The sequence below is a fragment of the Actinospica robiniae DSM 44927 genome (genome assembly GCF_000504285.1).
Taxonomy (GTDB): domain Bacteria; phylum Actinomycetota; class Actinomycetes; order Streptomycetales; family Catenulisporaceae; genus Actinospica; species Actinospica robiniae.
In genome coordinates this window covers 3,940,226-3,954,339 of the sequence record NZ_KI632511.1, presented here as the reverse complement: position 1 = coordinate 3,954,339, position 14,114 = coordinate 3,940,226, and the positions used below count along the sequence as shown (strand labels likewise).

General features: G+C 68.4%; 14 protein-coding genes and 1 pseudogene. 10 read left to right on the top strand and 5 right to left on the bottom strand.

From position 1 onward, the window contains the following. Positions 1–5 precede the first annotated feature (5 nt). Both ACTRO_RS16740 and ACTRO_RS16735 read right to left on the bottom strand, forming a co-directional pair. A complete protein-coding gene (locus ACTRO_RS16740) occupies positions 6–1,421 on the bottom strand; it encodes an SWIM zinc finger family protein (RefSeq protein ID WP_245594395.1) in 1,416 nt (471 codons plus the stop codon). A gap of 350 nt (positions 1,422–1,771) precedes the next feature. After that, positions 1,772–1,972: a hypothetical protein gene (locus ACTRO_RS16735; RefSeq protein ID WP_034264058.1), complete on the bottom strand. Its 201-nt coding sequence runs from the start codon at positions 1,970–1,972 to the stop codon at positions 1,772–1,774. Between the two features lie 166 nt (positions 1,973–2,138). Between ACTRO_RS16735 and ACTRO_RS16730 the strand changes: the two genes are divergently transcribed. Together ACTRO_RS16730 and ACTRO_RS16725 are read left to right on the top strand one after the other, a co-directional pair. Next, positions 2,139–2,744, top strand: a complete 606-nt coding sequence (locus tag ACTRO_RS16730; protein WP_157436290.1) for a hypothetical protein — start codon at positions 2,139–2,141, stop codon at positions 2,742–2,744. A gap of 166 nt (positions 2,745–2,910) precedes the next feature. Further along, a complete protein-coding gene (locus ACTRO_RS16725; protein ID WP_034264051.1) occupies positions 2,911–3,402 on the top strand; it encodes an RICIN domain-containing protein in 492 nt (163 codons plus the stop codon). Between the two features lie 278 nt (positions 3,403–3,680). Here the strand turns inward: ACTRO_RS16725 and ACTRO_RS43445 are convergent, their stop codons facing one another. Then, the gene (locus tag ACTRO_RS43445; RefSeq protein ID WP_157436289.1) at positions 3,681–5,087 is read right to left on the bottom strand and encodes a heavy metal-binding domain-containing protein; all 1,407 of its coding nucleotides are present in this window, start codon (positions 5,085–5,087) and stop codon (positions 3,681–3,683) included. Between the two features lie 485 nt (positions 5,088–5,572). Further along, entirely contained in the window at positions 5,573–6,055 is a 483-nt protein-coding gene (locus tag ACTRO_RS16715; RefSeq protein ID WP_211244289.1) for a MarR family winged helix-turn-helix transcriptional regulator, read from the bottom strand. An 87-nt stretch (positions 6,056–6,142) separates the two neighbouring features. On the opposite strand from ACTRO_RS16715, the gene ACTRO_RS16710 reads away from it, so the two are divergent. The 6 genes from ACTRO_RS16710 (at position 6,143) to ACTRO_RS16685 (ending at position 12,523) form a co-directional block, all read left to right on the top strand. Continuing rightward, entirely contained in the window at positions 6,143–7,060 is a 918-nt protein-coding gene (locus ACTRO_RS16710) for an alpha/beta fold hydrolase (protein ID WP_051450949.1), read from the top strand. A gap of 42 nt (positions 7,061–7,102) precedes the next feature. Further along, positions 7,103–7,996 carry a helix-turn-helix domain-containing protein gene (locus ACTRO_RS16705; protein WP_051450948.1) on the top strand — a complete coding sequence of 298 codons (894 nt, stop codon included), beginning with the start codon at positions 7,103–7,105 and terminating at the stop codon, positions 7,994–7,996. Between the two features lie 141 nt (positions 7,997–8,137). After that, positions 8,138–9,103, top strand: a complete 966-nt coding sequence (locus tag ACTRO_RS16700) for a hypothetical protein (RefSeq protein WP_034264044.1) — start codon at positions 8,138–8,140, stop codon at positions 9,101–9,103. A 20-nt stretch (positions 9,104–9,123) separates the two neighbouring features. Continuing rightward, complete coding sequence (locus ACTRO_RS16695) at positions 9,124–10,020, top strand: MBL fold metallo-hydrolase (protein ID WP_084317089.1); 897 nt, start codon at positions 9,124–9,126, stop codon at positions 10,018–10,020. A gap of 291 nt (positions 10,021–10,311) precedes the next feature. Continuing rightward, positions 10,312–11,253 carry an alpha/beta fold hydrolase gene (locus ACTRO_RS16690; RefSeq protein WP_034275213.1) on the top strand — a complete coding sequence of 314 codons (942 nt, stop codon included), beginning with the start codon at positions 10,312–10,314 and terminating at the stop codon, positions 11,251–11,253. A gap of 352 nt (positions 11,254–11,605) precedes the next feature. Next, complete coding sequence (locus ACTRO_RS16685) at positions 11,606–12,523, top strand: cyclase family protein (protein ID WP_034264040.1); 918 nt, start codon at positions 11,606–11,608, stop codon at positions 12,521–12,523. A gap of 383 nt (positions 12,524–12,906) precedes the next feature. On the opposite strand, the gene ACTRO_RS16680 is transcribed toward ACTRO_RS16685, so the two are convergent. After that, entirely contained in the window at positions 12,907–13,095 is a 189-nt protein-coding gene (locus ACTRO_RS16680; RefSeq protein WP_034264037.1) for a DUF1059 domain-containing protein, read from the bottom strand. 109 nt (positions 13,096–13,204) lie between these two features. Between ACTRO_RS16680 and ACTRO_RS51440 the strand changes: the two are divergent. Both ACTRO_RS51440 and ACTRO_RS43440 read left to right on the top strand, forming a co-directional pair. Then, a pseudogene (locus tag ACTRO_RS51440) lies at positions 13,205–13,328 on the top strand (3-deoxy-7-phosphoheptulonate synthase); the annotation flags it as partial. 148 nt (positions 13,329–13,476) lie between these two features. Further along, positions 13,477–14,037, top strand: a complete 561-nt coding sequence (locus ACTRO_RS43440) for a DUF6919 domain-containing protein (protein WP_051450947.1) — start codon at positions 13,477–13,479, stop codon at positions 14,035–14,037. Positions 14,038–14,114 lie beyond the last annotated feature (77 nt).

Below are 14,114 nucleotides of genomic sequence, written 5' to 3'. Positions count from 1 at the left end.
CTGGATCACTCTCCCTCGAGGGCATCGACGTGGCGGCGGTGCAGCAGCGCGGCGAGCGTGTGCTTGCACGGCCCGCGGCCGGCCTGGTATCTGGCCCACCAGGCGCAGGTGCAGCTGATCGGTTCGGCGTCGGGGTTCGGGGAGGTGAAGCGCACGAGGTGGTCGCTTTCGCCGGAAAGGACGCGGACGTTGTCTCCATGCGTCTTGACCAGGTCTGCGTCGCAGAGGGCATACGCGGCTGCGAGCCTCGGGTTGTCCCTCATCGCGCGAGCCGCCTCGTAAGGCAGTTCCCGATGGAAGTAGGCTGCGTCGACGGGGTCGAAGCCCACCCGGCCGCTGCTGCCGAGCATGCTCAACGCGGCCCGGACACGCTCACGGCTCAGTCCCGCGCGTTCGCAGAGCTCTTCCGGCTCTATCCGTCCCTCATAGTCAAGCAGAGCGACAACGGCGAGCGCATCCTCACTCGACTCCTCCTGCAACAGCGCCGTGAGCGCGGCGCCCTCCCCGGAAAAGCCTCGTGTGGCCTGTGGCGAGAGAGTGAGGGTAAAGCGCATACCCGGCAGTTCGAGGAGCCAGCAGGAGGAGACCGGCACGCTGCCCGCGGCGAGCACGGGTCCGAACACGGTCAGCGCGCCTCCGAAACGCAGCAGTGCCAGCAACTCCTTCAACCGGGCCGGATCCGGCAGGCTGACTGCTCCGGGCACCGCGCGGGAGGTCAAACGAAGCGAGCGCCCGGCAGGCACCGCCCACAGCGACGCGCGCCCTCCCGACGGCAGCGAGCGCAGAAACCGCAGCCCGTCCACGGCGCTCAGCCGCGCCTGCGGCTCGAACCGCGCCGTCAGGGCCTGGACCTCCGCGAAACCGCGAAGCCACCGTCCAGGCAGGGGCACCTTGCGCTCGACGACGGCGCCGTCGAGTGTCGTGACTTTCAACGCCTCCGGACCCACGTCAAGACGCATCGGCTCCGCCCCGCGAACCCTGCCGAGCGATAACCGGAGAGCGTCGTTGATATCGACGTTCGTCGTTCCACGCGCCAGACGTTCTCCGTCTATCGCCTCCGGCAGCACATCCAGACGTGCGTACACGCCGCAACACGCGGAGAACGACTCGAACCGCAGCCGCTCGGCGTCGCAGGTGACCACAGGATCACGAAACGACGGAGCGCGCCGAAAGTAGTGGGTCGCCGCGACGTTCGCCAGGCCGAGGAGCCCCGCGGCCGCAGGCTCCGCCTCCGCCAGGAAGCCCGAGAAGAACCGTGGATTCCCCGGCGCGTCCCCGGTTCCCGGCCGAGCAGCTTCGGCGCCATGAGCGATGCCGCCACTGGTCTGAAGATCAAGGACCCCGGTATCCGTCATCGAAGACGCACGCATGTACCTATAGGTCTGGGTCGCTGAAGTCGCGGGCATGCGCGCAGCGTACATGCGAGCACCGACACAAGTGCGCTGATGACATCGCGAGCACCCTGGCGCGACCCGTCACCAACCGAAGCCAACCCACGTCGAGCCAGCCCGAACCACTCCCAGCCCCATGAGGAACACATCGAGGCGCCCCGGGCCGACAACCGGGGCAGCGGACGGCCCCCGAGGCGAAGCGCTTTTCCCGACAATGCTTCGTTGTTCTCGATGGGCTGCGCGCGGGTTGTGCCAGGTGGCGTGGCCGGCGAAGGTGAACACTGCGTGCGCACCTTCGAAGAAGCCTGTTTCCTCGTGATCGTGCCAGATCTCGGAGCCTTTAGCGGTCGAGAACTCGGCCAATGGTGTGACCTGAGGCTTCAGGCTGCTGGTCGATACTCGTTGATGAGGCCTGCGAGGACGGTTCGGCGTTGCATCAGCTCGTTCGGCGTGGGGAAGGCGATCACGTTCGGGTCGTCGTTCGGCTCCCTGCTCTCGACGTGCCGTACCACGCCGTCGAGCGGACTGCCGCGCAGGACCACGCTCGGGGTGACTTCTGCGTATCCTGCCCGGTCGCTCATGGGGTCGTCGAACCGCGCTGGGCGGGCGGCCGCGAGCCCGTGTCGGCCACGCGGGCGACCGGTTGGGGAGCGCTGACTTAGGAACCCGAACCAAAAGGTCTTACTATGAACACCCGTCGCGCCCTACCATGAGCCCCTGCATGATCGAATCCAGGAGGGGAACGCCATGGAACAACCCGGGCCGCCGCACACAGCCTTCCCGCAATACATCACGCCGGGAAAGCGACCGCTCCCACCGACCCTGCAGCGAGCCGTCCATTTGATGCGCGTCGGCGCAGCGCTCGCGGCGGCGAACGGGCTTGGCACGGTCTTACTCGGCGACAGTTCGAGCACCAACAGTGCCACGTACGAAGTCGGCTACATAGTCGGCTACATGGGCTGGTATCTGACTCTCGCCGGCCTGTGGCTGTGGATGGCGCAGGCCAACAAGGCCGGCAAGAACTGGGCGCGGATCACCAGCACCGTGTTCTTCGGGATCTCATCCCTCATCTTGCTCGTCAACCTTGTGGTCGACCTCGCCGATGCCGCGCCGGGCGGGCTCGTGTTCGTGACCCTCGCCGTCACCTGCCTGTCCTGGACCATCGGCCTGTTCACGGTGATCCTGCTCTGGCACAAGAAGACGGCACCGTACTTCAAACCCGTCCCGATGCCGTACCCGGCATACGGCCCGGGCTACTATCACCCGGTTCCGCAGTCGTACGCCACCATGCAAAGCACCGCGCAGCCCCAGCCTGTGACGGATCCCTGGGATGTTCCAGGCGATCGGGTATAAGCAACCAGGCCCGAAGGCGCGCGCCGACACGGAACGGCCTCGCAGCACTCGCTGCGAGGCCGTCGCGCGTCTCGGTTGGTCCCGTCGGGCTACCGGGCCGCTCGTGAGGATGACCCGCGACCGATCGTCCGCGGGTGTCGAGGCGCCCAGCGGTATTAATTCGATCATGAGATCTCTGATCAATCGCGGCCTCGCGCTCGCGACCGCCGCGGCCTCCTGCTGCGCGACCGGCCTGCTCGCCCCCGCCACCGCATCGGCCGCCACAGCAGCCCTCACGCCGGGCTACTTCATCGAATCCGCCGACCACCCCGGCCTCGTCCTGACCGGCTTACAGTACGGCGGTCCGGTCCGCATCGACCCATTCGGCCGCGTCGACGGACAGGTCTGGGAACTCGCCCCCACCGAGGACGGCGTCTCCTTGGTCAACCGGGACAGCGGCGCATGCGTGTCGTTCTTCCCGTTTGCTCGCGACGCCCCTGTCGAGTTGAGGCCGTGTGACGGCTCGCTGGAGCAGAGCTGGCGCCAGCAAGACGCTGGGGACGGCACCGTGCGCTTCTTCGCTCTCAACGCCTGCTTGGCCTTCGGCCCCGGCGTGGCCGAGACCAGTCGCTGCGAAGACTTCTTTACGGCGTGGCGCCTGGTCCCCGTGGAGGGATAGAGGCGCCACGACCACATGGCCACGTCAGGACGCGAAACGGCCCCGCAGTGGTCGAGCACTGCGGGGCTGCAGTCGGGCACGATACGCGTGCCCACCGACACGTCAGTGGGTTGACTGGATGAATACCCGCCAGACGCTGCGCTCGGGGACTGCCGAACTGTCCCCAGATCGCAGGCAGACGCGCGGCCAGGAGGAAGACGAACCAGGTGTCGGAGTACCTCGGCGGCTGGTCCTGCTCGTCGACGGCGCCCTCGCCCGGCCTGCGGAACAGCAGGTGGTTATGGCCCGCGCCGTCGGCTGGACCAGTAGGCGATGGCCCGGTCCGCGAGGCTCGGTGATGGAAGCGTGTGCGGCTCGGATTCGGCTTCAGGTGCGCCCGCGCGCCTGGACGTCGGCGCGATGCGCCCGTCGAGTCTCATGATGGTGAGTGGACCCGGCCGCGCCGACGGTACGGTTCTGTCGAACGGAATGATGGCCGAGCCGAGGATCGTGGCTTCGGCGACGTAGTCCGCGTGCTGTTCGAACTGCCGGGGGCATTCGCGTTCGCTGAACTGAAGCGTCATCTCGTGGACGACGGCTCCATGCCCGCCTCGCTCGCGCACGGCGTTCTCCAGCGTCCGGCGAGCTTCGTGCCGCGCGTCGTTGACAAGGCGGGTATAGCCCGCCACCTCCCGGTTTCCAGCGGGTCCGACGCCACGTCGGGTCTGCTGGAACATGCTGTCGTCAAAGTGGCACGCGGCCAACGCCGTGCCGAAGACCAACGCGAACGGCAACCAGCCCGCGTCCAGGAGCCTCGCCAGGTCCTGGCCGGAGACGTGCGTGGTGAACAGCGCGGCGGGACGGGTCGATGCGCGTGCCCGCACAGCCGTGCCCTCGAGGGTGAGCTCCACGGTATGCGCGAAGAACTCGGTTCGGCGCAGCCGCATCCCGATGATTCCGTCCCCGCCGAGCGCCGCACACTCGTCGAGAACGCGTTCGAGCGCCCGATCCCGGGCCTCCGTCAGCGCTGCGAGCAGCGGGTTGTGCGGGTCGGCGTTTGTGGGCGTGCCGGCCACGGATCCGCCGTCACGAACGAAGCAGCGGCCGAACCCCGGCGGACCGGGAAGTGAGCTGTCGCCCGAGCCGAGGAGCACCACCGTCGTGCCGAAGACCTGCCCGACCGGTTCGAAACCCGCGGCCCGCACCGCCGCGACCTCGCCCATCGGGCTCGGGAAACTCCACCCGCGAGACGTGCGCAGCCGGGTCAGCCGGGCAAGTCGTGGATCTGACGAGAACGGATCAGCCTGCGCATTCGGCACATCCACGATGCTACTGACCTTCAAGGCGTGGTGTCGTTGCCCGGGGCTTTGTGCTTGCCGATAACCCAATCCATGCAGGTCAGATGGCTCGGAAAGCTTGGCGGGTTCCTCTGGGTCGGGTCTTCTACCGAGTGCGGCGGCGTTGAGGTGGATGACTTCGAGCGTCTGCGATACGCGGTGTGCGCAGCTCACGGGCGGCCGGATCGGCCACGTTTCAACGAGCGGGTAACGAGTGGATGCAACACGAAACATGGCAACTGTTGGGTATGAGATAGACAGCGGCGGCGGGCGTCGCTGCATGTCGCGGCGCGCATCGGCGATGGAAGGGAATGCTTGGGTACCACTGATGTTCGGGGTCTGGCGCCTGGCAGACAAAGGGTCCCGCAAGAAGCTGAGTGGCAACTTGGTTCACTCGTGCCCGCTGGCCACCAACCGTGCGCCGCTGGCTGGGCTTGGAGCCAATGGCTCCCGGCAGGTGGCGAACGTGCGCAACGCCGACTCGCGCACGGGCATGCCCGCGGTCGGTTCTGCGAGCCGGGCTGGGACAGACTCCCGCCTTTAGCGACGTTCCTACTCGTCGCGCGATGGGCCGCCACACTGTTGCCGCGAACAGGCGTGCGCGCGCTGATACTGGCCGGCAGCGGATGCCTCATCACCGGCTTCAGCTGGCTCACTCAGGCCCACGTCCAGGGCAGCTACGTCGGCGACGTCCTGGAACCCACACTGCTCATCGCCATCGGCATAGGCCTCGCACGGCGGCTGATCGGGGCTGCGGCTCGGGCTCCGGCACGGATTCGACGGCAGGTTCGTGTGGTCACGCAGCCGAGCGCGGGAAGACGGTGCCTGCGGTGGCGTCCGGCGTTCGGCCACCGTCAGGTGACCTCGCCGAGGTCCTCATTGAGACGTGCGGCGGCGTCCACGCTCGACGGCCGGCTCGCGACGAGCCGGGCGAGGTGCGCTTCGAGTGCCTCGAGTTGTCCGGGTCCCATCTGGGCCGCCCAGCGCTCGCGCACATCGTCGAACAGCGAGGCGCCGAGCGTCATCATGTCGTGGCCGTGGTCGGTGACCCGCAGGCGTTTGAGGCGGCCGTCGCTCGAGTCGGACTCCCGCTCGAGGTATCCCAGCCGCTCCAGCGCGGCGATCGTCTTGGCAGCACCCTGCTTGGAGACCGAGAGCCGCCGGCCGAGCTCCGAGGCCGTGTCGGCGCCCTCGTCGACGGCGCGCAGGGCGAACTCGTGCGATGCGCGCACGCCCGGGTGCCCGCGGTGCGCGAGTTCGCTGTGCACCTCGTCCGCCATCGACTGGAAGCCGCCGAGCAGCAGTAGTGCGAGTTCAGCGCCCCGTGAACGTGACATGCGAGGAATCATACGAGAGGCCAGGGTAGACAACCATGTTGTCGACCTGTAGATTGACAACCACGTTGTCGATCTAAGAGGAGAACGATGAGCCCCAGCACCGGCGGCGCCACCATCGCGGGCGTCGAACACCACCGCGTCGGCGTGAACGGGACCGAGCTGCACTACGTCTCGGCCGGCACCGCCGGCTCTCCCGTCATGCTGGTCCACGGCTTTCCCGAGACCTGGTGGGTCTTCCGCAAGCTGATCCCGCTGCTTAGCACGCACCACCGGGTATTCGTCCCCGATCTTCGCGGCTTCGGCGATTCCGCCACCGCGACCGGAGCGCACGACAGCGCGACCGCGGCGCAGGACCTGAGCGAACTGATCGCGCGACTCGACGTCGGCCCGGTCCACCTCACCGGCCAGGACGTCAGCGGCCCCGCCACGTTCCGCGTCGCCGCCACACACCCCGAGCTCGTGCGGAGCTACGCGGCGATCGAGACCGGCCTGCCCGGCTTCGGTGTCGAAGCGCTGGCGGACGTCACCCGCGGCGGCGTGTGGCACATCGGCGTGCTCGCAGCCGCGGGCATCCCCGAAATGCTGCTCGCCGGACGAGAACGGGTATTCCTCGAGCAGTACGCGATCCCCTCGCTCTGCGCGACCCCTGATGCGTTCACCGACGAGGACGTCGACGAGCTCGCCCGCTCCTACGCACGGCCCGACGCGTTCAAGGGCGCGGCCGGGCTGTACCGATCGATGCTCCGCGAAGGCGACGAAATCCGTCAGTTGGCGTCCAGGAAGCTCACCATGCCCGTGCTCGCCGTCGGCGGCAGGTCCAGGGAGTTCACCCCGACGACCATGCGGCAGGTCGCCGAGGACGTCAGTGCCCTGTTCATCGACGGCATCGGCCACTATGCGGCGATGGAGGCCCCCGACAGGCTCGCGGACGGGCTGCTCTCCTTCTACGAGGAACATTCTCGACGGGGGGCTGATGCCGGCAGACCCGCTCGTGCCTACCCCTGAGCGGGGCAGGCTACCGGTGCGGGTTCGGCAGATACTCGAGTCATGACGGCGAACTCGCCCCTCGGGGCTTTCCTGCACACGCGGCGCTCGCAGGTGCGTCCGGAGGATGTCGGGGTGCCCACGTACGGGGAACGCCGACGCGTGCCGGGCCTGCGGCGCGAGGAGCTGGCGCTGCTGGCGGGAGTGAGCTCGTCGTATTACACGCGGCTGGAGCAGGGGCAGTCGCTCGGCGCCTCGCCCGAGGTGCTCGACGCGATCGCCGGGGCGCTGCGGCTGGACGAGTCGGAACGGCGGTACCTGCACGACCTGGCCCGGATGGGCAAGGGGCGAACGCGAGCGCGGCGGCCGGCGCCGGAGCGGGTGTCGGAGCCGATGCGTCAGTTGCTCGACGCGCTGGGCGAGGCTCCGGCGCTCGTGCTGGGGCGGCGTTCCGACGTGTTGGCGTGGAACCGGATGGGGCACGCGCTGTTCGCAGGCCACGTGGATCCGGGTGCCCCGGACGTGCCGGGCGAGCGTCCCAACATGGCGCGGCTGCTGTTCCTGGACGCGCATCTGCGGGAGCTCTACGCGGACTGGCCGAGCAAGGCCAAGGCCGCGGTCGGGGCGCTGCGGCTGGTAGCGGGCGAACATCCCGAGGACGCAGCGCTGCACGCCCTGGTAGGTGAACTCTGCGCCAAGAGCGGGGAGTTCGCCGCGATGTGGGCAGACCACCGGATCAAGCCGTGCACGGTGGCCGCCTACGAGATGCGTCATCCGCTGGTCGGATCACTGACCGTCACCCAGCAGACCCTCAGCTACGGACCCGGACCCGTGGTCGTGGTGGCCACCGCGGAGCCGGATACGCCCTCGCGGGCGGCGCTGACCCTGCTCGCGCACGCCAGCGAGCCGCCCGTCTTCTCCACCCTGCAGGCACGCTCCCACATCCTCCAGGACTGAACCGCAAGGGCCCGAGAAGACGGCCCGAACCCGCGCGGCCGACGGTGGCCGCCGCGCACTGACCATCCATCTACTGATTTCCCCATGCGTCGGCGTGTCGCCGCCGCATGCCCGACGACACCCTGAAACAGGAAGACCATCATGTCCAAGAAGTTTTTCGGGTCTGCCGTGACGGCGGCCGTGCTGACCGCGGCCGCGGCCTCGGTCCTTGCTCCCACCACGGCATCGGCCGTCTCCGCGCCGCTGAGCGGCCCGCGGATCATCGATCACTTCGACCTGGACGCCGGCCAGAAACCGGAGAACATCGCCATGGCACCGAATGGAGACGCGTATGTCACCTTCGCCGCGGGGCAGCAGATTGCGGAGATCTCCCGGGCCGGCGCAGTGCGGATCCTGGCCACCCTGCCCGTGCCCGCCGACGGCGGCGCGGGCACCCCGGTGATGGGTTTCGCGCTGACCACCGGCATCGTCCGCGCCCATGACGGCACCCTGTACTTCCTGTATGCGACCGGCACGGCCGACCTCACCGGCGTGTGGCGGCTCACCCCCGGAGGCGTCCCGCGGCGGATCGCGGCGCTGCCGGTGAACGGCCTGCCCAACGGCTTGGCCCTGGACGCCGGCACGGACACCCTCTACGTCACCGACTCCGTGCTTGGCAGGGTTTGGAGCGTCCCGACCGTCGGCGGCACACCTACAGCCTGGTCCAGCGCACCCGAACTGGCCTCCACCGGCTTCCTCGGCGCCAACGGCCTGAAGATCCACGACGGCGCGATCTGGACGACCAACCTCGACAAGGGCACCGTCCTGCGCATCCCGATCCGCCCGGACGGCACTGCCGGCGCGGTGCGGACCGAGGCCACCGGGCTGGCCGGGATCGACGACTTCGTCTTCACCGGCCACGGCGACCAACTACTGGCCGCGCTCAACGGTCCGAGCGAAGTCGCGCTCGTCCAGCCCCACGGCAGCCACACCATCGTCCTGACCGCGGCCGACGGCCTGTCGAACCCGACCTCCCTCGCCATACGCGGCGCGAGCGTCTACGTCCTGAGCGCGGCCTACGTCACCAATCAGGACCCGAACCTCCTGACCGCCCACCTCAACGACTGAAGGAGACAACAATGCAGGACATACACGAGATCGTCCTGGGCGAGGTCACCGTCGCCCGGGTCGAGGAGATGCACGGGCCGATCATGCCCGCGGACCAGTTCTTCCCCGGCCTGCCCGAGCAGGCGTGGAAAGAGCACCGCGACACGCTCGTGCCCGACCACCTCGGCGCGGAAGACGACATGGTGATCACCGCCATGCAGACCTGGGTGGTACGCAGCGGCGGCCGCACGATCCTGATCGACACCGGCGTCGGCAACGGCAAGACCCGCCCGGCGGTCGACGGCTGGAGCCACCTGTCGCTGGACTACCTCGGCAACCTCGCCCGCGCCGGCGTACGACCCGAGGACGTGGACCTGGTGATCAACACCCATCTCCACCTCGACCACATCGGCTGGAACACCCGGCTGGCCGACGGCGACTGGGTCCCCACCTTCCCGAACGCCACCTACCTGATGCCCAAGGTGGACTTCGACTACTGGAACCCCGACAACAACCCGAACATCGCCGGCGGCATCAACGAGAACGCCTTCGAAGACAGCGTCGCGCCCGTACTCGCCGCGGGACAGGTCCGTCTCTGGGAGACGAACCACGTGATCGACGCCAACCTGCGCCTGGAAGCGGCCCCCGGCCACACCCCCGGCGCCTCCGTGATCACCCTCGCCTCAGGCGGCGACCGGGCACTGTTCGCGGGTGACATCCTGCACACTCCGCTGCAGGTCACCCACCCCGATCACAGCAGTTGCTTCGACCTCGACCCGGCGCAGTCCCGTACCACCCGTCTCCGGCTGCTGGGTTGGGCCGCCGAGAACAAGGCCCTCATACTGCCCGCCCACCTCAGCGGACACAGCGCCCTGGAGATCGAGAACTCGGGGGAGGGGTTCGCGATCAAGCAGTGGGGTCCGCTGCCCCGGTACTGACGGCGCCTCGCTGACCCCTGATTCGCCTGGCCCCTCTGATTCCCGGGCCCTGCGATCCCCGGGCCGGCTGCTCTCCGACCACGGCGCAGCCGGTCCGGGGTGCGGCCGGCCCGGCTGCGCGAAATCGCCCCTGCGCGCGGTGAAGCTTCGTACACCCGCCCTGGGTGTCCAGCCCCAGTGACCATGCCGGGCAACCCGAGCAGGATTGATCTCGCCGGGAAGCGAAGAAACGCGCTCTCGAACACAAGCACCTTATATCCACGATAAATCCACGATCATTTGGAGTTCGTCATGGCCGCATACAAGCTGCGCTCCGCCGCCCGGCGCACCGCGATCCAGGTGGGCTCGGCCGCGGCGATGGCCGGCGTCCTGGCCGGCTGCGCGCAGTCCGCCAATCCTTCAGCCTCCCGCAGTGCCTCCGCCGAGGTGGCCACGACGAAGGCCGCCCCGGCCGCCGCGCCCCAGTCCACCCTGCGCATGATCACCAATCAGGGGCACAAGCTGGCGTTCCACATCACCCCCGGCAACCTGCCGGCGATCGTCCTGGACGCCGGCGGCGGCGAGGACTCCTCCTACTGGAAGAACATCGTTCCTGTCCTGGCAAAGAAAACCGGATCGGAGATCATCACCTATGACCGGGAGGGGATGGGCGCCAGCGACCCCGTCCCCGGCCCCTGGAAGGTGCAGAACGCCGTCTCAGACCTCGAAGCCGGGCTCACCGCCCTCGGGGCCACCCACGACGTGATCCTCGTGTCCCACTCCGAAGCCGGAGAGATCGCCACCTACATCACCGGCCAGCACCCCGGCCAGTTCGCCGGCGCCGTCCTCGTCGACGCCAGCGTGCCCCAGTTCAGCACCGACACTGAGATCGCCCGGGTCGCGGCCGCCACCCAAGCACAGGTCGCAGCGATCCAGGCGCTGAAGCCCGCGTCCGTCACCCAGGCGGACCGCCAACTGCTCGCCGTCGCTGCCGACTACGTCGCGGACCAGCACGCCTACCACGAAGCCACCTGGCCGGCCGCCGTACCCGCCACCGTCATCGTCTCCTCCCAGACCCCGTTCCCGACCTCGCCGCCCGACGCCCAGGCATGGCGCACCGCGCAAGCCCAGTTCGCCGACGCGGCACCCAACCGGCACCTCCTCACGGCCGCCGACAGTTCCCACGACATCCCCCTCGACCACCCCGACCTCGTCGAGGCCCAGATCGAAGCCATGGCGAAAGACGTGGGCTGACGCGTCCTTCACCTCGCAATCGGCCGGAAACGGCGTGCAGTCGGATGAGCTTGCGCTGAGCCCGGACGGTGCCTGGGCCACCGTCCTCACCATGGGGCAGTGCGCACCACTGGCGCTACGCCGGCGCCTGCCGGCGATCTGCCTCGCCCCATCGCCCGGGACCTGCACGAGGCGCTGTGAGACAGCCGAGGGCGTCAGATGCAGCAGTTGTGCCGCGTCCGCCATCCCTCGGCGCAACGCCACCACACGCAGGACCCTGAGACAGCGCGGGTCGGGTTTCATAAGCTCTGCTGTGTCTTCACTTCAGAAAGTAGCGCTTGTCATCAAGCAGGACTTCACAGATCATCGAGTCATGAGCGACGACGACCAGTGGCGGGTGCAATTCGACGCCGCGGTGACCTTCGCCAACGGCGGCGCCCTACAGGCCCAGGACTTCCGGCTGGACGCGGCCGGGCCGCAGATCACCGCCGCGGCGGTGGGCGAGCTGTTCGTGCGCCACCTCGGGCTGTTGATGGTCGACCGGGTGGACATCAGCAATATGCTGATGCTGCGGGAGGCGCACAAGGGATCGCGGGCGACAGCGGGCGCCGAGCACCGGCGCACGCGGGCGATCGTCGACCTCAGCCACGTGATCAGGCAAGGAATGGTCACCTACCCGGGGCTGCCCGGTCCTCAGATCGGTGACCATCTCTCGCGCGAGGCGTCGCGCGACCACTACGAACCCGGCACCGAATTCTCCATCAACAGCATCTCGATGGTCGCCAATACCGGCACATACGTCGATAGTCCCTTCCACCGCTTCGCAGGCGGCGCAGACCTTGCGGCGCTGCCGCTGTCCCGTCTCACCGATGTCGACGGGGTAGTGGTCCGGACCGTCGGCAGCTCGGAGCGGGCGATCGAGCGTGGCGTGTTCCTGCCTTACGATGTCGCAGGCAAAGCCGTGCTCATCCACACCGGTTGGGACCGGAACTGGGGCACTGAGCGGTACGGCAGTGGACACCCGTTCCTCTCCGCCGACGCCGCGAAGTGGCTGGCGGAGCAGCAGCCCGCGCTGGTCGGGATCGACTCCCTGAACATCGACGACACCGACGACGGCACCCGGCCGGCACACACCGCGTTGCTGGATGCCGGTATCCCCATCGTGGAGCATCTTCGCGGGCTGGAACAGCTCCCTGCCTACGGATTCCGTTTCCACGCCGCGCCACTGGCGGTCGAGGGCATGGGGACCTTCCCGGTCCGAGCTTGTGCGTTGATCGGCGAGGAGCATTAGGAAGTCGGTTGGACGCCACCCGGGAGAGCGTTGAGTTCCACGATGAGGCTCCGGTCGCGTTCGGTCGCGGGCAGGCGGCGGCCGGGCACGCGTGGATCCGTCTCGCGGTGAGCGGCTGTGCATCGCCCCAGACGGGACGCGAAGTGCATACCCGTATTGGATAGGTTATCCGGGAGGCTCGATGAAGTGTCCTGAGTGCGGCAGCGGGAATACATCGGGTGCGCATGGAGCCCGCGGCGATTACTGGCAGTGCAAGGACTGCGGGCATAAGTGGTGGGACTTTCGACGGGCATAAGTGGTGGGACTTTCGACGTCCGAGGTTGACGGGCCCGCCTTCCTCGCTCTGGCGTGTCCGTGTGGCCTCGACTGGTTCGGCGTCGCCGTCAGCCGATCGCCGCCTCGTCCTTGAGCATGCCGCGGATCTGTTCGCGCAGTTCAGGGGTGTCTTGCTCCTTGTGCACGGTTTGTGCGTGCACCGCGGCCGCGGCGACGACCTCGTCCTCCTCGCCCGAGATGGTGAGCGTGCAGTTCACCTCGCTCGGGTATTCCCGGCAATCTGCCACCTTGCGCATGGCCCTACCTCCAAGAGTCTCGACTCCTCCCACGCAACTCGCCTATCGCCCCCGTCGCCTCTCGGATTGCGCCGTTCGGGTGAGGGGGGCGAACCGGGTCGGTGAGTTCGTCTCCGAAAGCCAAGTGCATCGGCAACCGGCTTCGGGCTTGTCCATGCCGGTCGGGTTCAAGAACGCCACTGACGGCGATGTTCAGCCGGCCATCGACGGCTGCCGGACCGCGGCCGGCGCGCGGGTCTTCTTGCCTCGACGTTCCCTCGACGATCTGGGATCCGCAGTTCGCCGCGTTGGCGATCCCGCCCACCGCGATGCGGCGGCCTGAGGTTCCGTCATGATCGCTACCTGACGTATGCGAACGCAGACACCGGACAAGGAAGCACCGTGACCACCCATCAGGAACTCTGGCAGTACGCCCGCACGCTCGCCGATCTCGGCAACCTCACGGCCGACTGGCTCGAGGGCTGCAACAGCTATCTGCCCGCCTACTTCCCAGGTGAGGATGGGAAGGTCCGACCCGCCGACGAGACGGTGTCGCTCATCCCGCACCTGGCCCGCGCCAACCGCAACGGCTACGTCACCACGAACTCTCAACCGGGCGTCGCACTCGCTGACGGCTGCGGGCAGCGCGCGTCCGTCGACGGCTTCTGCACCGAGGACACCGCCGAGCGGATCCAGAACGTCTGTCTCGGTACCGACCTCGTCGTCATGGCGACGCCGCCCGCGTGGGAGAACCCGACTCGCATCGCCGTCAGCATCCGCGATGCAAAGCCCTGCACGTGGGCCGGGGCGGTGGCTTCAGTCGTGGACATCGGCGTCTACTACGGCGAAGACTGCCCCCGCGCTGTCGCTTCGCTCTTCCTCGCCTGGCAAGTCACGATCCTCGACCCGGCGTGGGGACGGGCCGGGCTGCTCTGGGAGAGGCTGGACGCCGCCTGGGGATGAAGGGCGCTGCGGGATCATGCATGCACGCGTGGGCATCAGCACAGCGTCCGGCGGAGTGCGACGCGCACTCCGAGATT